Annotated in this window: 12 protein-coding genes; 3 read left to right on the top strand and 9 right to left on the bottom strand. The window is 47.5% G+C overall.

The features are described from left to right. Complete coding sequence (gene rocF, locus J0A67_RS08820) at window positions 1-951, bottom strand: arginase (RefSeq protein WP_206568945.1); 951 nt, start codon at window positions 949-951, stop codon at window positions 1-3. A 184-nt stretch (window positions 952-1,135) separates the two neighbouring features. Here rocF and J0A67_RS08815 point away from each other — a divergent pair, with 184 nt between their 5' ends. Together J0A67_RS08815 and J0A67_RS08810 are read left to right on the top strand one after the other, a co-directional pair. Beyond that, entirely contained in the window at window positions 1,136-1,579 is a 444-nt protein-coding gene (locus J0A67_RS08815; RefSeq protein WP_206568944.1) for a hypothetical protein, read from the top strand. Window positions 1,580-1,789: 210 nt separating this feature from the next. After that, complete coding sequence (locus J0A67_RS08810; RefSeq protein ID WP_206568943.1) at window positions 1,790-3,178, top strand: arginine decarboxylase; 1,389 nt, start codon at window positions 1,790-1,792, stop codon at window positions 3,176-3,178. Window positions 3,179-3,265: 87 nt separating this feature from the next. Here J0A67_RS08810 and J0A67_RS08805 read toward each other — a convergent pair whose 3' ends face one another. The 5 genes from J0A67_RS08805 to uxaC form a co-directional block, all read right to left on the bottom strand. After that, window positions 3,266-3,988 (bottom strand): DUF5715 family protein, encoded by a 723-nt coding sequence (locus tag J0A67_RS08805; RefSeq protein WP_206568942.1) that lies wholly within the window; start codon window positions 3,986-3,988, stop codon window positions 3,266-3,268. Between the two features lie 197 nt (window positions 3,989-4,185). Further along, window positions 4,186-4,764, bottom strand: a complete 579-nt coding sequence (locus J0A67_RS08800; RefSeq protein WP_206568941.1) for an O-methyltransferase — start codon at window positions 4,762-4,764, stop codon at window positions 4,186-4,188. A 191-nt stretch (window positions 4,765-4,955) separates the two neighbouring features. Further along, entirely contained in the window at window positions 4,956-6,137 is a 1,182-nt protein-coding gene (gene uxuA, locus J0A67_RS08795; protein ID WP_206568940.1) for a mannonate dehydratase, read from the bottom strand. A 104-nt stretch (window positions 6,138-6,241) separates the two neighbouring features. Then, window positions 6,242-7,063 carry an SDR family oxidoreductase gene (locus J0A67_RS08790; protein WP_206568939.1) on the bottom strand — a complete coding sequence of 274 codons (822 nt, stop codon included), beginning with the start codon at window positions 7,061-7,063 and terminating at the stop codon, window positions 6,242-6,244. After that, on the bottom strand, window positions 7,063-8,502 hold the full coding sequence (uxaC, locus tag J0A67_RS08785; RefSeq protein WP_206568938.1) for a glucuronate isomerase: 1,440 nt from the start codon (window positions 8,500-8,502) through the stop codon (window positions 7,063-7,065). The genes J0A67_RS08790 and uxaC overlap by 1 nt, the downstream gene beginning before the upstream one ends. Before the next feature lie 177 nt (window positions 8,503-8,679). On the opposite strand from uxaC, the gene J0A67_RS08780 reads away from it, so the two are divergent. Further along, window positions 8,680-9,708 carry a LacI family DNA-binding transcriptional regulator gene (locus tag J0A67_RS08780; RefSeq protein ID WP_206568937.1) on the top strand — a complete coding sequence of 343 codons (1,029 nt, stop codon included), beginning with the start codon at window positions 8,680-8,682 and terminating at the stop codon, window positions 9,706-9,708. 61 nt (window positions 9,709-9,769) lie between these two features. Here J0A67_RS08780 and J0A67_RS08775 read toward each other — a convergent pair whose 3' ends face one another. The 3 genes from J0A67_RS08775 to J0A67_RS08765 form a co-directional block, all read right to left on the bottom strand. Continuing rightward, window positions 9,770-11,602, bottom strand: coding sequence for a RagB/SusD family nutrient uptake outer membrane protein (locus J0A67_RS08775; RefSeq protein WP_206568936.1), 1,833 nt, complete (start codon window positions 11,600-11,602; stop codon window positions 9,770-9,772). Between the two features lie 20 nt (window positions 11,603-11,622). After that, the gene (locus J0A67_RS08770; RefSeq protein WP_241265122.1) at window positions 11,623-14,718 is read right to left on the bottom strand and encodes a SusC/RagA family TonB-linked outer membrane protein; all 3,096 of its coding nucleotides are present in this window, start codon (window positions 14,716-14,718) and stop codon (window positions 11,623-11,625) included. Between the two features lie 404 nt (window positions 14,719-15,122). After that, window positions 15,123-16,811 carry a RagB/SusD family nutrient uptake outer membrane protein gene (locus tag J0A67_RS08765; RefSeq protein ID WP_206568935.1) on the bottom strand — a complete coding sequence of 563 codons (1,689 nt, stop codon included), beginning with the start codon at window positions 16,809-16,811 and terminating at the stop codon, window positions 15,123-15,125. Window positions 16,812-16,827: the final 16 nt, after the last annotated feature.

Below are 16,827 nucleotides of genomic sequence, written 5' to 3'. Positions count from 1 at the left end.
TTAAAAATAATCCACCAAAGACTTCGTGGTTGCTTCGAGGACTTCGAAAGCGGCTTCGGCCATGGTGTTCTCCGTGTCCAAAGTCGGGTTGACCTCGACGATTTCCCAACAGCAAACCCGCCTGTCCCGAATCAATCGGACGTTGAGTTCGATCGCTTCCTGGATCGTCAAACCGTTTGGCACAGGGGTTCCGGTGCCGACAGAGATAGAGCTATCGAGACTGTCCACATCAAATGAAATATAGATTTGCTCACATTCTTTCAGGACTTCCAACGCTTGGGCTGCTACCTTTTCAATTCCTTTTTCCCGAACCTCCTGCGTGCTGAAATTATTTATCCCATACTTTCGGATCAGATAGTTCTCTGGTTCTTCGGTATCACGGACAGAAATATAGACGATGTCTTTTGGGTCAATTTTTGGGAAATCGCCCCCTATTTTTTTGATTTTCTCCCAGTAGATGATAGTCTCTGCCCTAGGACTATTGACTTCACAATCCCTGTTGTCGAGCTGCGCTGCCATGGCTAGCGGCATGCCGTGCATATTACCCGAAGGGGTAGTAAATGGGGTATGAAGATCGGCATGTGCGTCGATCCAGATGATCCCAAGCCGCTTTTCCGGATGTGCTGCCTTAATTCCCATGATGGTACCTGCTGCCGTACTGTGGTCTCCCGCGAGTATAATGGGGAATTTTTTTTCCAAGCGAAGGGACTCGATCGTAGAATAGACGTTTTTCAAAACCTGGTAGACTCCATCAATGTACTTGGCGTGTGGATGTTTGTTGCCCTTCCATAGGAAGCTGTTGGCATCTGGTACCTCGATGGGATCAAATTGGGTGAAAAATGCCGACTGCTTGTCGAGACTGGCGATTTTGAGGGCATCTACTCCCATACTAGCACCGCGTGTGCCCGCGGCGATTTCTGAGCGGACTTCCACAAGTTTGATGTTTCTCATCCCTGGTTTGGTATTTGGGTTTTTATTGGTTCTCGTTTCGAAGGTAAAACTAGAAAAAAGCCCCGAATTCCATTTTGGGCAATTTTTCAACAGATCAAAACAAAAGTCTATAAAAATTATAGGGAATATAGGAAAATAAAAATATGGCCCTTACCTTTGGTCTATCGTCAACAAATCATTTCCGATGAGCGCTTTAGTAAAACCAGTCAAAACCGAATTGAAGTCCAATGCATGGACTGTATCTACTTCACCTGATCTCTCCCAATTCATTGTGGGCAAGGAAGTAATCCTCAAGATTTTTTCCCAGGAAGTAGGCAACCAGATGCAGGGGATGTGCCGGTTTGAGCGTGGTTTTGAGCAACTGTTGCCCCTGTTCAGGGGATTGATCTTGCTTGGAAAGCCTTCCTCGTTGAGCCTGATTTACGACTTTGACCGTGCCCAGGCTTTCTTTACCTTTTTCCAGTCGGAGAAGGTCGAGGTAGTCCGTTTTTTCAACCGGATCATCGAGTTGCTGAAGCGAGAGGTGGCTTTCAAGGAGATTCTGGATCAAGTGATCGAAAACAAAAAGCGATTCAGAGCTGAACAATCCCTGCTGCATTCCGCACTAAAGGGTGCAGCTTGGGATTAATTTACTATTAACCTTGCGTTAAATGGGGCAAGTCCGGCGCGGATTTGCCCCATTTTCATATGATGTGGGTATATTGGGTTTTTTAACGGTCGCATCGAATGCCAAACATAGTCATTCTACTAGGACAGAAGTTTTCTCGCGGGCATTTGAATAACCCCGATAAAAGCGCAATTTTTGCACCCTTATTTCATGTATTTAACCCCTTGGTAAATGAACAGATACATTGACCTGATCCAACAGACGTTTGATTTTCCTACCCGAGAGTTTCATGTTGAGAACAATGAGCTCTTTTTTAATGGAGTCAATCTGATGGAGATCATCGAAACCTACGGCACGCCGCTCAAATTGACCTACTTGCCCAAGATTTCGGAAAGCATCCAGAATGCAAAGACTTTTTTCAACAATGCAATCCAAACGCATGACTATAAGGGGAAATATACCTACTGTTATTGCACCAAGTCCTCTCATTTTAGTTTTGTCTTGGACGAAGCGCTGAAGAATGACATCCATATCGAGACTTCTTCCACTTTCGATATTCCTTTGATCAGAAGTCTATTTGCCAAGGGGAAGATCACCAAGGAAACTTACATAGTTTGCAATGGCTTCAAGCGAGAGCTTTACAAAAAATACATCTCTGAACTGCTGAATGACGGTTTTGTAAACTGTATTCCAATTCTGGACAACCTCGGTGAGATCGACTATTACTTGGAGCATGTCAAAGTGCCCTTCCAGGTTGGAATCAGGATTGCAGCCGACGAGGAGCCAAAATTTGGCTTTTATACCTCCAGACTTGGAGTACGCTACAACGACATCATCAGCCTGTACGAAGAGAAAATCAAGAACAATCCCCAGGTCAGCCTGAAGATGCTTCACTTTTTCATCAATTCAGGGATCAAAGACACAGCCTATTACTGGTCTGAACTGACCCGTTTTATCCAGAAGTACGTGGATCTGAAGAAGATCGCTCCTTCGCTGGATACCATGGATATTGGAGGTGGCTGGCCAATCAAGACCAATGTGTTTTTCGACTACGACTACCAATACATGGCAGATCAGATCGTAAAAAACATCAAGTGGATGTGTGCCAAAAACAACACGACAGAGCCCAATATTTTCACCGAATTCGGAAGCTATACGGTAGGGGAGAGCGGTGCCGTGCTCTACTCGATACTGGAGGAAAAGCTTCAAAATGACAAGGAATTGTGGTACATGATAGACGGATCTTTCATTACGCAATTGCCGGACAGCTGGGGGCTAAATCAAAAATACATCATGCTGGCGGTGAACAATTGGGACGAGACCTATCAAGGCATCTCGCTCGGCGGTCTGACCTGCGATAGCATGGACTACTACAACTCCGAAGCACACCAGTATAATATTTACCTTCCGAAGATAGAACCTGGTAGAAAGCAATATATCGGCTTCTTCCACACCGGAGCCTATCAAGAGTCGCTTGGAGGCTATGGTGGGATCCAGCACTGCCTGATTCCAGCACCCAAGCACGTCCTAATCGACAGAGACCAAACCGGCAAGGTCGTCCATAGGCTCTTCGCTAAGGATCAGACCGAGGAGAGCATGCTGAAGGTGTTGGGATATTGATATCGAAAAATTGCGTGTGGAGACACACGCAATGGCATATAAAAAGACCGCCTCTCAGCGGTCTTTTTTGGTTTGTCGTAATTTCCGTCACCTTACGGTGACGTGGTAGCAAGCTTGCCTTCTTTCCTTGATGACAAAGATTTTGTTTTCCTTCTGAAAATGCTTGAGCACTGCTTCTAAGTCCTTTTGCGCTTTTCGGTCATAGTTCTTTTCGCCATTGAAGCGGATGTAGGAGATGTCAAAGGATACCCCATACGAATGGGAGCTTTCTCCTTTTGTGGCGTTGCGGTTGCGTCTTTTCAGCCTGTTTTGCTGCTCCATGGTGCGGGTGGTCGAAGTTACCGTAAAGTACCTTTCTTCGTCGGACATTGCCTGAAATGTTCTTCCAAGCTCTTCCAGCACTTTTTTGGAATGTAGGGTGATGTAGGGATAGCTATGCGTCAGCGAATCGACTTTGTATCCGATTCCCTCGCTCGCCTCTACCAGCACTCTGTTTTTCACCAGACTGAAGAGTTGCCTTTCATCGAGAATCAAACCAATCCCCTTTAATTCAGCTGCATTCAAGTGATCGTCGTAGGAGTCTTTTGTAAGTCTACCGGAAAAGTCGGGAAGTTTGATGTCCGTGAGCGGTTCTTCTCGTGGAGGCACAGGCAGAGCCATCGAGTCTTTGGGCCCAGGATCCTCCATCAATGTGCCATAGGTTTGTTTTAGTCGTTTTGTCAAGTCCGGTTGGTAGCTGACCATGGCTAGTGTTCCGAGTGAAAAAAGGGTAATGAAAGCGAATACAATGACTGCGGAGGTTTTATTCATTGGTAAGGAAAAGGGGTGATTTTCGTTGGGGAGGTGATTAGTCCTTTCTGAGTTTGCAAATTATTGAGAGAAACTGGCATTCGACATCACATTTATCCAAACGGAGAGCAAGCGCAGAAATTTCCCCTTGCCTCGAATCTTTCGGAGGATTAGATCTCAGATTGCGTTTGACTAAAGCGAAGCCCGAAAAACAGCTTCTACCATTTGCGCGTTGCAATGATGATGCCAGTGGACCAATTCAGCTTGGTAATCGTCAAATTCGGCATGGATTCGAGCTTTTTGATAAAATTCTCCGCTTTCGCAGCATGGCCTTCTGGCCAGTTTTCTTGTGGCAGCATGTCGTCAACAATATAAAGTCCGCCCGGAGAAAGCATCTCCAGCACCTCATCTAGCAAAAGGTATTTACCATGCCAAGTGTCGGCAAAAATAAAGTCAAATGTTTGCTCCCTATTTGATTCGACCCATTTCTCCCCATCGATCAGTTCCAGTGTAAGTCGTGTATCATCGCCCAAAAACTTTCGGGCAATAGAAAGAAATGCTTCGTCAAAATCAATGGAGACCAAGCTGGATCCTGAGTCCATACCGTCCAAAATCCAGGAGGTAGAGAGGCCAGTTCCGGTACCCAGTTCGAGGAAATTCCCTTTCGGTTTGGTGGCTGCCAGAGTTCGAAGCAAACTCCCGGTGGAGAGGTCGGAAGCCATGGAAAAGCCACTTTCGAGGGTGGCTTGCTGGATTTTGGAATAGAATGGCGGAATAGGCAAGAAGTCCTCTGTCATGGGATGGTAGGTTTAGATGGTCCGACAAAACAAAAATCCACCTGAAATTGATTCAAGTGGATTTTACGGGTAAAAGATAGGGGAAGAAATCCTGTTTCTCAGTTGCTGGAGCTGTTTTTATCCCGAACTGAGGCAGCCAAACCTGGGATGTCGGTCGCTCTTCACCCGAATTTCGAGCTTATCTACTTGATTTACTTTCCACTTTCTTTTACCCAAAGCAAGGCTTCTTCCACGCCGCGGATTTCAGCCAGACCTTTCAGGCGGCCTATAGCAGAGTAGCCTGGATTGGTCTTCTTGTGCAGATCGTCGAGCATCTGGTGTCCATGATCGGGACGCATGGGCAGACTTTTACCTCTTTTCTCCTGGACTTGGAGGATCTCATTGATTACCGATACCATCGGCACATTTCCCTCGAGATGGTTGTCTTCGAAGAAGTTGCCCTCGGCATCCCGCTTCGTACTGCGCAGGTGTATAAAGTGGATTCGATCTCCAAACTCTTTTACCATCGCAGGGAGGTCATTGTCCGCACGAACGCCGTAGGAGCCCGTGCAGAAGGTCAATCCATTATGATGGCTAGGAGTTTCTGTAAGAATTCTACGGGCATCCGAAGCTGTACTCACCACCCTAGGAAGGCCATAAAGTGAAAATGGTGGGTCATCCGGATGGATGCATAGAAATACGCCAACTTCCTCCGCTACAGGGGTGACCGCATCAAGGAAAAGCCGCAGGTGTTCGGCAAGCTTCTTTGCATCAATGCCTTCATACGTCTTCAGCATTGCCCTGAATTCATCCATTGTATAGCCGATTTCAGAGCCAGGGAGGCCTTTTAGGATATTATCGATGATGAGCTGCTTGGCGTCGGGCGTAAGTGCTTCGTAATAGGCTTTCACTTCAGCGATCTCTTCGGCAGAATATTCATTGGATGCCTCTGGTCGCTGCAGGATGAAAAGGTCGAAGGCTTGGACCGCTTTTTTCTCATAAAGCAACGCTTTCGCACCGTTTTCCAACTCAAATTCGAGATTGGTACGGGTCCAGTCCAAGATAGGCATGAAATTGTAGCATACCGTAAAGACACCCTCAGCTGCCAGATTCCGCAAAGTCTGCTTATAATTTTCAATGACTTGAAGATAGTCACCGGTGCGGGTCTTGATCACCTCATGGACAGGTACAGACTCGACGACCGACCAGGTCAATCCGGCGTCTTCTATGGTTTTTTTACGGATTTGAATCTCCTCACGGCTCCAAACTTCACCGTTTGGGATATGGTGGAGCGCCGTCACGATGCCAGTGGCGCCAGACTGTCTGATGTCTCTCAGGCTTACCGGATCTTTGGGACCATACCAGCGCATGGTCTGTTCCATTTTAATGCTCATGGAAATTGCGAATTGGTTAAAGGTTTATTGTTATCGAGTTTTTGGCTACTGCGTGAAAAGTTAAGGGATAATTCTGGGCAAATAGCCAATTGTTAGTTGTTTTATCACACGCCCGAATAGGCGCTAAAGCCGCCGTCCACCGGTACGATCGTACCCGTCACAAATGCCGAAGCATCACTGCACAGCCACTGCAGTGCTCCAAGCAGATCCTCGGGTCTCCCAAATCGACCCATCGGCGTATGGGTGATGATCTGGTTTCCCCTTTGGGTCAGACTGCCGTCCGCCTCGGTCAGGAGTGTGCGGTTCTGCTCTGTCAAGAAGAAGCCAGGCGCGATGGCGTTAACCCTGAAATCCGGTCCATGCTTCTGGCACAGCTCTACCGAGAGCCATTTAGTTAGATTGTCAATGGCCGCCTTTGCCGATGCATAGCCCATCACCCGTGTCATAGGTCGGGTGGCGGCCATGGAGCTGATATTGAGGATGTTGCCTTTACCTTGTTTGAGCATGAGTGGAAGCAAAGCCTTGATAGGCAATACTGTACCCAGGTAGTTGAGGTCCATGACCTTGCGAAGGGACTGCGTATCCAAATCCAAGAAGTTTTGGTCGGGTCTTACCACAGCGCCAGGCATGTTGCCTCCGGCAGAATTGATCAGAATATCGATATATCCGTGTTTGGTCTCGATGACTTCGGAGACTTTTGACAGGGATTCCTCCTCGGTCACATCTACGAAATAGCCCCAGGCTTTCCCCCCTGTTTCTTTGATCTCTGTCACGAGTTCATTTACTTTTTCGGGCGTTCGGCCCAGTATCAACAATTCGGCACCTGCTGAGGCCAAGTGTAGAGCCATGGTTTTGCCTAGCACTCCGGTGGCACCGGAGAAGGCGATTTTCTTTCCCTCTATGGAGAATAGATTAGAAAAACTCATCAAAGGCGATAATTAGAAGGGGAGAAGTCAAAGTAGTTTTTGGCGTTGTGGTAGCAAATGTCGGAAACCAGCTGTCCCAGCCACTTTTCGTCTGCGGGAAGTTCGCCGTTTTGCACGTCTTGGCCGATCAGGTTGCAGAGGATACGACGGAAATATTCATGTCTGGGAAAAGACAGGAAGCTTCTGGAGTCGGTCAGCATTCCGATAAAGCAGCTGATCAATCCCATGTTGGAAAGGGCATTCATTTGCTTTTCCATGCCATCCTTCTGATCCAGGTACCACCAGCCGGATCCGAATTGGATTTTGCCTTTGATCGAGCCATCATTGAAATTGCCGATCATGGAAGCTAATACCTCATTGTCGCGCGGATTCAGATTGTAGAGAACCGTTTTGGCCAGCTGGTCGGAAGAATCCAGTTCATTGAGGAAGGAAGCGATTGCTCTTGCTTGGTCAAAGTCTCCAATAGAATCAAAGCCGGTGTCCGCTCCCAAAACTCTCAACATGCGGGAATTGGTATTTCGTAGCGCGCCGAGATGAAACTGCTGTACCCAGCCTTTAGCATGGTACATCTTGCAGAGTTTCTTTAGAACCTTGTATTTGAAATATTCTATTTCCTCTGATGTGGCATGGTTGCCCCGGAGAACTTTAACAAGAATCCCTTCGGCGGAAAGTTTGGTTTCCGAAGAGTAGACGAGCTTTTCCATACCGTGGTCAGAAAGTCGGCATCCCATGGAGTGGAAGAAATCCACCCGATTGGAGAGCGCTTCTACCAAATGGTCAAATGTAGAAATTTCGAAACCAACGACGTTTCCGAGCTTGGTCAGATAGGCCTTATAAGTTTCTGGATTTTCGATGGCGAAGGATTTGTCGGGTCTGAAGGCGGGATAAAGCTTCACTTTGCCATTAGCCTGAAAATAGTCCTTGTGTTCGGACAAAGAATCCACCGGATCATCTGTAGAGCAGACTACTTCCACATTCATTCTTTCCAAAAGGCCCCTCGCTCGAAACTCATCCTTTTGAAGCAACTCCGTAGTGTGCAGATAGATCTCAGCCGCATTTGCAGAAGTCAACAGTTCATCCACCCCAAAATACCTCCTCAACTCCAAGTGGGTCCAGTGGTAGAGGGGATTCCTCATCGTATAGGGAACGGTGTGGGCCCACTTGTCAAACTTCTCGGTATCGGAAGCATCACCGGTGATGTATTTTTCAGAAATGCCTAGGGTACGCATCGCGCGCCACTTGTAGTGGTCTCCAGCCAGCCAGATTTTGCTGATATTTTCAAACTTTCTGTTTTGCGCGATTTCAGCAGGGGGGAGATGGTTGTGATAGTCTATTATAGGAAGATCTTTTGCATAGTCATGGTACAGCATTCGAGCGAAATCAGAATGCAGCAAAAAATCTTCGGTGAGGAATGAATTTTGGGTTTGGACAGGGATCATATCAATTATGAGTGCAAAGCGAGTATCAATTTGATAGGCTAATTTATCCTGAAATCGGCCCCATCCCTTATTAAAATACGGAAACGATTGCGAAATAACTTTACTGGAATAATTTATTTATTTTAACGCACGGAAATTGTCCGATAAACCCTAAGCACAATAAACCTACCAATACCGATGAGTACCGGAGTCAATCTGAAAGAACTGGCAGCGGAGCTGAAGTTATCGCCTTCGACGGTTTCGCGGGCGCTCAATGACAGCTACGAAATCAGCGAGGAGACCAAGAAGAAGGTCGTCAGCATGGCTGAAAAGTTGAACTATCAGCCCAATCCATTTGCCCGCAGCCTGAGAGAAAACAAAAGCAAGACCATCGCCGTGGTCATGCCGGAGCGGATGAGCAGCTTTTTCTCCAAGGTAATTGACGGGATAGAGGAAGTCACACACCAGCATGGGTATCACCTCTTGATTTACAGCACGCACGAGGATGTAGAGCGGGAAAAAAAGATCGTCAATCTATTGATGAATGGTCGAGCGGATGCGATAGTGATGTCCGTTTCCAGCCAAACGAGTGACATTTCCCACTTGGCTAGATTGCATGAGCGAGGTTTCCCATTGATTTTCTTTGACCGGATATGCGACAACATCCCCACGACGAAATTCATTACCAACGACTACGAAAGCTCATTCGAGGGTACCCGACACTTGATCCAACAGGGCTGTAGAAAGATCGCTTTTCTGATGCTTTCCAAAGAACTGTCCATCACCAAGGAAAGGTACCGTGGGTATTTGGACGCTTTGAAGGCTGCGGGACTTTCTCCGACTCCCTCACTTCAAGTGACCTGCGCGCATGAGGAAGAAAAAAACATCGAGGCGATCCGGAATTTGTTGCTCTCAGAAGACAGGCCGGACGGATTGGTTTCTTCCGTGGAAAAGCTGGCTTTGGCGACCTATCACGCAGTGAAAAAGACGGACATTAAAATTCCTGAGGACCTGAAGATCATCAGCTTCTTCTCCAATCTGAGTATCGCGGGGCTTTTGACGCCTTCGCTAACGACGATTACCCAGCCGGCATTCAATATAGGCGAGGAGTGCGCAAAGCTCTTGATCAAAAAGCTCACCAAACCACGACAGCCGGATCTTCCCAATCAGACCATCAGCATCCCTTCGAAGATTACGATTCGGGCGAGTACTTTGGTGGAATACTAACCGATAGCGAAATACATAAAAAAGGCTCCGAATATTCGGAGCCTTTTTTATAGGTAGTATGTCAATCCTCTTCAATAGTCGTTAAAGGAGGGACATTGTTTTCAAAACCGGAATAGCCTTCATTTTGGTTGATTTGGCCTTGAGTATTGCCATCAATCGAGCTTTGGGGAACCGGCCACAAGACGTGGTATGGACTTAGCGTATAAGTGTCTCCATGCCGGGTGAATACGCCCTTGTTGTAGAAGTCCGTCTTTTCCATGATTCGATCATAGTAGAAGTTGTCTCTGGAAAAGTCCGCTTCGTTATAGGTTTTGCCATTATACGCGGACTTCCCGGTCTGAGCGAAGATTCTCGCAATTCGCGTCAATTCAGTTTTCCTAGGCTCTTCGTAATAAAGCTCCCGCGCTCGCTCGTCCAGAATGGTACCGATGTTAATTTTATCGGGTGTATACGGAGCTGCTCCAGCCCGAGTCCTGACCGCATTCAAATCCTCAGCTGCACCAGCCAAATCACCCAACCAGAATTTCGCCTCCGACCTAAGTAGATATGACTCGGCAAGTCGGAAGACATACCAGTCCGTAGGCCCGCCTTGAGGCTGAATTCGCTGGGGATCTGGGACATAAAGCTTGTAGTGGGGCCAAGAAAACCAGCTTCTGATGGTGTCTACCGCCAATACTACTCCTGCGTCATTTCTAAACTGTAAATTTTTCCCATAGTAGGGGTCATTGTTACTGATACCCGGATTGTTGTAGACCAAGTCAGTCATATCCATCCAGTTCCCGGGAGCGTGCCTCAGGTCGTTTTCGTCATCCCAGATCATACTCTGATGGTACCAGGTGGCTCTCAGTCTTCCAATACCTCTTCCGTAGGTAGTCACAAGATTGATTGGGGCCGTAGCAAGATCCGAAGTTCCTTTGTTACCTGCCGGAGTATTGATGTTGCTGCCCCAGAATGGCACTGCATTTCTCATCGAGATGATCCCACTGGAGTTGCCTTCTGTGTCTACTCTATCCATTACAAGTAAGATAGCTTCTGTGTTGGTCACGAGGGATTTGTTTTCTGGTCGGTGAAGATCCCAGATCACGTTTTTGGTAGGATCGTTGGCGTCCACGCCAAATCTCCTCGTCATTAGTGCATAGGGACCTTGGTCGATCAGTCGGTTAGCCACATCCAAGGCATCTTGAAAATCACCCAAAGCAAGATTGATCTTGATGAGTAGGTGCTGGAGAGCGCCTTTGGGCACCCTGCCTCTATCGAGCCCGTCTGGAATCCACTCTTCGCCCCACTCCAAGTCTTCCTTCATTTTGCGAAGAATGACTTTCCTGTCGGTGGAAAAGAAGTCAAGCTTTGGGCTAACGATTTCTTCGAGAATTAAAGGAACATTGCCAAACTGCTGGGTTAAGCGGTAGTACCGTAGCGCCCGGTGGAAATAAGCCGTGGCCAAAATGTGGTTGCGTTCTGCCTCGGACTCATAGTCTTGCGGCTCGTCAATTCTGGAGACGACGGTATTTGCATATTTGATGCCTTTGAACCCTTCCAGCCAATACCATCCGATTCGATTGAAATCGGTGTGGTTTAATTGTGCATCAGGTGTGATGAGGAGGTTCATATCTTGAGCAGGGCCTGTCTTGTCGGTAGTACCCTCGACAGCCACCTCTGAGAAGATATGCTCGGTAAGGATCGGTGAGCCATCACCTGTGTACTCATGACGCATATTACGCTCACAGGCTACCAAGGCAGCCCAGAGACCGCTAGCTTCATTATAGGTATTTTCCGGAGTGTAGAAAGAAAGGGGTTTTGGATCCAGCCAATCTTCGCTACAGCCTGGAGCCACCGCTAGAATCAATCCTGTCAATAGGGTTTTTATGGAAAAAGATTTGATATGTATTTTCATATTACTGTTGCTCTTTAGGTTTAGAATGTGACATCGAGTCCCAGTGTAAAATAGCGAGGGGTTGGGCCGGAATTTTCAGGATCCCAGAAATCCCATTCAGGGGCATAGTAGCCTACGTTTCTTATGTTGAAGTACATGCGTGCATTAGCCATATTGGCTTTTTCTACCAGCTGTGTTGGGAAAGTATAGGCGAGTGAGATATTCTCGAGACGGATAAAGGACTTTTTGCGATAAACGCTGAAACCGCTAGCTCCGCCCTCGCTGGAATTGAGTCTAGCCCATTCATTGTTTGGATTTTCCTCTGTCCAATAAGGAGTAATGTATGAGCTGGTTCTGTCCAGGAAGCCATCTCGGTTTTTCATTTGATTGAAGGTGTTTTCATGCCCCCAATAGGAATACATCATGAAGGAGAAGTCGATGTTTTTCAGGATGGTAAACTCGTTTCGTAAGCTCCAACGGAATCTGGGCTGGGTAAACCCTTGAAATTGTCTGTCAGCGTTAGTGTAGAGTCCGTCGCCATTCACGTCTTGGATCTTGAAGTCTCCTGGACGGACACCGTATTTTTTCGCCTCTTCCTCCTCGTTGCTTTGCCAGATCCCTTGGGTTTTGTAATTCCAGATTTCATCTATCGCATGCCCGATAAACCATCGGTTGGTGATGTCGTCTCGCTCCTTGCCGTTTTCATCATAGTCGCCGTAGAGGTGCACGATTTCGTTTCTGTTTAGCTGAAAGTTGCCGGTTGTTCTCCAGCTGAAGTTGGTTTTTTCGATGTTGGTCGAGTTCAAGGTGAGCTCAAATCCCTTGTTGTCCACTTGTCCGAGGTTGTCATACACATTGTCAAAACCCAAGAAATTGGGAAGTGCGCGCTGTACCAATAAGTCTGTGGTAGACATCTTGTAGGCCTCAAGGGTACCGGAGAGGCGTGTTTTCAGTATGGAGAAGTCGAGGCCAAAGTTGAAAGACTCAGTACGTTCCCACTGGAGATTTTTGTTTTCCATTCGGTTCACGTAGAGTTGGTTGACCAGATTGAGCTCGCCACTAGGGGTTTGGTAGAAATATTTTCCTGTGTTAAGATCCGAAAGAGCCACGTAGCGACCGATGTCCCGGTTACCGTTGCTTCCCCAAGAGACTCGCATTTTGCCATAGTCCAGCCAATCTATGTTGATGAAGTTTTCGTCCGAAAATACCCATCCCACTGCTGCTGAGTAAAAAAGGGCTCTTGGGTTTGCCCCGCCAAATGCGGAGTAGCCGTCGCGCCTTACTGAGAGAGTAGTCGAATACTTCGCGTCATAGGAGTAGATCAATCGTCCCATTAGAGCGTCTCCCGTGCTGTATTCGTCGTTACTGCTGATGATGGGGTTGATACCAGCGCCGATGTTGTGATAACCAAGTCGGTCGGTAGGCTCGAATTCGTTGTTGTTCATCGTGTTGGACCAATACTGGAATTTCTCCGCATTGGCCAAGAATGTAGCATTGAAGTCGTGTTTTTCTCCAAAAGTCTTCTGCCAGGTCAGGATATTGTCGATCTGCCAGTAGTATTCTTTTTGGTTTCTTCGGTTTGCCACGCCTCCTTGCGCACTCCACTCAGCATGTTCGGCAGATCGATGGTAAAAACGTTCCTCATATCTAAACCGAGGGCTAAAGTTGGTTCGGAAGTTAAAGCCGAAGGGTAGCTTAATTGAGGCGAAAATCGTGGAATTCAGCGTCAAGGTTTTTTCATAGCGATCAGTGAAGCTCATAGCATAAAGCGGGTGATTTCCACCGCTTGCTTCGTCGTTTGGCCTCCATTTATAGCTGCCATCCTCGTTGTACTCGGAGCCCCACGGAGACAGGGTGCGAAGCAATCCCCAGCTAGCATACATTGGCGCTGGGTCATCATCGATGGGCACATGGCTATCATCACTTACTGCAAATTGGGTATTTACTCCGACGCTAAGCCACTTGTTTACTTTACCCTCGAGATTTACCCTGCTTCGGATGGTCTCGTACTCATCACCGATGACGATCCCCTCGTTATTAAGGTAGCCTAGGGACCAGTAATAGTTGATGTTTTCAGAACTTCCGGAGAGGCTGACTGTATAATCCTGCCGCAGACCGGTTTGGAAGATTTTATCCTTCCAGTTCACAGATTTTCCAGCTATGTAGTTTTCTATTTCTGCAGGCTGCATATTCAGGCGCTGTAACCAAACCGTCACGGGATCGCCCGATGAACCGTCATAGGCCATCCACTCTTCTAGAGTGATGTCACTGGGAAGAGTTCTTGGGTCCGAAAATTCGTAGGGTTCGTAGCCACCTGCATTGATACTTTTGAAGACATCTTCCCGCCAAGCTACGAATCCGTCCGGCCCATACACCTCAGGAAATGTACCCAAGGTAGCCAATCCGGTATTTAGGTTGAACTTAATGGTAGGCTTTCCTTTTGCCCCCTTTTTCGTTGTAATCAAAATTACCCCGTTGGCGGCTTTTGCACCGAAAACTGCCGCTGCACTCGCGTCCTTCAACACTTCGATATTTTCAATGTCATTGGGGTTGATATCGGCTAGCTCGCCGTAGTAAATTGCCCCATCCAATACAAGCAAGGGGCTGTTTCCAGCCGTAAGGGATGTTCTGCCTCTGACTTCCAAGCTACCACCGCCTTTGGCCGAAGTACTGAGGCCAACATTGAGACCAGCGGCGTTTCCTCTTAGGATATCCTGTACTGAGTTGGGATTTTCGTTTTCCAGCTTGGTTGGGTTCACCGAGGACACGGCACCGGTGATATCCCTCTTTTTCGCCGTACCGTATCCAATTACTACTACTTCCTCCAGATCGGCCAAATCGGGACTTAGGGCCAAGTCAATTTTACTGCGTGTTCCTACGATTTCTTCTATTGTCTCGTAGCCGATAAAAGAAAACACCAGCACTCCATCTGAGGGGACAGAGATAGCGTACTTTCCATCCAAATCGGTGGTAGTTCCGGTTGTCGTGCCCTTTAGGACGACTGTTACTCCAGGCATTGCGGTACCGGTTTCATCCGTAATGGTCCCGGACACCTGCGAATTTTGGGCTCTTGCCATTCCTAGGCTGAGAACCCATAGCATCGCTACTGCACAGTAGGTGTAGAGTTTTTTTTGCATAGTTTATTGGGTTATGTTGTTTAATTGGACGGTTCATGTTTTTGTCAAAAATCCGATCAGGGAGGTGATGGATTTAAGCTCCAAAATGACCGGGATTAAGGTATTTAGTACGTTTAACTCAGACAACCCAATCATAGGCTCAATCACGAAATCGATTGCGGAAGAAGGAGAGCAGGAAAATCTATCAACAGACGCGTATGAATCGGTTGATAATCCTTATGGAAGGTGTGTTTTTGGTTTGGTTGGAAATGCCGAAAAACACTCATTTATGCTAGTAATGTCTTACCTGAATAGAGCGGGGAAAAAAATGCAATTGCAGCGAGGTCCAATTCGTAACATATAGATTGAAAACAAAAAAAGGCTCCGAATATTCGGAGCCTTTTTTTGTTCTTAAGCCAGTCGGATCAGTAGCCGGGATTTTGGGGAAATGCGCTTGCGCCGCCCTGGGTTCGGTCTATCTGGTTTTGCGGGATGGGTCTCAGCACATGGTAGTCTTTGATGTTGGGAGCCGCTTGTTCGTTATGAAGCTTTACTCTTTCCACCAATACTCCCCAACGCTTCAGATCCAACCATCTGAATTGCTCACCGATCAATTCTCTGGCTCTTTCCTCCATCAGAAAATCCATGGTCATCTGATCCGCGGTGATTTCCATTGCAGCTTCCTTGCCCGGAAATGCAGCTCTTCTTCTGACGACATTGATGGTCTCTGTCGCCTCAGCCGTCTTGCCCAACTTCAGCTGGACTTCAGCCAGCAAAAGGTAGGTCTCGGCCAATCGCATCGCGATGAAGTCCCGACCGCCTTCAAACTGCGTCAGATCTGCACGTCCCGGATCCATGTGTTTAGTTAAAGCCGGAAACAATCGCTCGTCATATCTGCTTGGCACCAAAACCTGATATGGTTTTTTTGCCCGCTCTTCTAGGGGCATTTCATATCCAGGGATAAACATAGCCGTGTCACCTAATGCGAAGGTCACTGTCGGCTTGGAATTATCAAAGCTGGTATTAAACGTTCCGTTATTCGTGCCGAGGTTGTTGGAGTAGTAGGTGTCTTTGAAGGAAGCTTTGTAGCGGCTGTCGTTGACCCGATCTCCAAATACCGTGTTGATCGCGTAGTTGGTCATCCGGTACCTTTTGAATGGTCTTCCGTTCTGAACATCCCTCCTCATCCCGGGCTGTACGTCGTATTCCATCAGGAAGAAAACGTGAGAGTTGTTGCCACCGCCGTTTGTCAAAGGATCACGGGTATACTGGATTGCCCAAATCACTTCGTCGTTACGCTCATTTCCAAACTGGTGGACCTGTGCAAAGTTAGGCATTAAAGAGAATCCATAGTCGTTGATCACGCTATTGAGCAAAGGCTCTGCCTTGGCATAGTCGTCTGCTGCAGCCGTTTCAGAAGTTGCTTTGGTCATATAGACTTTGGCAAGGAGGTGCTGGGCTGCTGGCCGTGTCACACGACCATACTGGGAGGAGGCTTTTAGTGCTTCCAGATCTGGGATCGCAGCTTCCAAATCAGCTATGATAGAGGCATAGATCTCGGATACTGGTGCTCTACTTACTTCCTTGTTTGGAACGAGGTTCTCGGACAGCTGCAAGTCCACTGCTCCAAATAGCTGAACCATCAGGAAATAGTGATGTGCTCGGATAAACTTCACCTCCGCAATTCGCTGCTTTTTGGTAGCTTCATTTAGGCCTGTAACGTTCACCGAACGGTCAATGACCGCGTTGCAGGTGTTGATACCCCGATACAGTTCATCCCAAAGCTCCCGAACGTGGCCATTTTGCGAGTCGAAATCATTGGTATAAGTATTCATGAATTTCCAGGATCCATCCGCACCGTTGGTGTAGATGTCTGTACCGAATTCGGTCATGTTGTGCCCCCTTTCAGTACCGTACCAGGCTCTGAGAGAAGTATAGGCGGCGTTCACGGCGTCATCCAGGCCTTTTGGAGTGTTCATGTAGTCGTTGCCAATTTGGGAGATCACGTCTTCCTGTAGGGCATCTTGGCAGGAAAATGGTAGGGCAAGCGCCAATGCAAGCGACCCGGTCCTAAGCCAAGATTTAATTGGATATATTTTTGATCTATTTTTCATGGTCAGATTTACTTTG

This window comes from Algoriphagus aestuariicola (assembly GCF_017254835.1).
GTDB lineage: Bacteria > Bacteroidota > Bacteroidia > Cytophagales > Cyclobacteriaceae > Algoriphagus > Algoriphagus aestuariicola.
The sequence above is the reverse complement of the archived record's forward strand: the minus strand, read 5'-3'. Positions and strand labels throughout refer to the sequence as shown.

What these genes read in the sequence shown, in the direction of transcription:
- rocF (WP_206568945.1), bottom strand. Translation starts at nt 951, where the DNA reads ATGAGAAACATCAAACTTGTGGAAGTCCGCTCAGAAATCGCCGCGGGC.
- J0A67_RS08815 (WP_206568944.1), top strand. Translation starts at nt 1,136, where the DNA reads ATGAGCGCTTTAGTAAAACCAGTCAAAACCGAATTGAAGTCCAATGCA.
- J0A67_RS08810 (WP_206568943.1), top strand. Translation starts at nt 1,790, where the DNA reads ATGAACAGATACATTGACCTGATCCAACAGACGTTTGATTTTCCTACC.
- J0A67_RS08805 (WP_206568942.1), bottom strand. Translation starts at nt 3,988, where the DNA reads ATGAATAAAACCTCCGCAGTCATTGTATTCGCTTTCATTACCCTTTTT.
- J0A67_RS08800 (WP_206568941.1), bottom strand. Translation starts at nt 4,764, where the DNA reads ATGACAGAGGACTTCTTGCCTATTCCGCCATTCTATTCCAAAATCCAG.
- uxuA (WP_206568940.1), bottom strand. Translation starts at nt 6,137, where the DNA reads ATGAGCATTAAAATGGAACAGACCATGCGCTGGTATGGTCCCAAAGAT.
- J0A67_RS08790 (WP_206568939.1), bottom strand. Translation starts at nt 7,063, where the DNA reads ATGAGTTTTTCTAATCTATTCTCCATAGAGGGAAAGAAAATCGCCTTC.
- uxaC (WP_206568938.1), bottom strand. Translation starts at nt 8,502, where the DNA reads ATGATCCCTGTCCAAACCCAAAATTCATTCCTCACCGAAGATTTTTTG.
- J0A67_RS08780 (WP_206568937.1), top strand. Translation starts at nt 8,680, where the DNA reads ATGAGTACCGGAGTCAATCTGAAAGAACTGGCAGCGGAGCTGAAGTTA.
- J0A67_RS08775 (WP_206568936.1), bottom strand. Translation starts at nt 11,602, where the DNA reads ATGAAAATACATATCAAATCTTTTTCCATAAAAACCCTATTGACAGGA.
- J0A67_RS08770 (WP_241265122.1), bottom strand. Translation starts at nt 14,718, where the DNA reads ATGCAAAAAAAACTCTACACCTACTGTGCAGTAGCGATGCTATGGGTT.
- J0A67_RS08765 (WP_206568935.1), bottom strand. Translation starts at nt 16,811, where the DNA reads ATGAAAAATAGATCAAAAATATATCCAATTAAATCTTGGCTTAGGACC.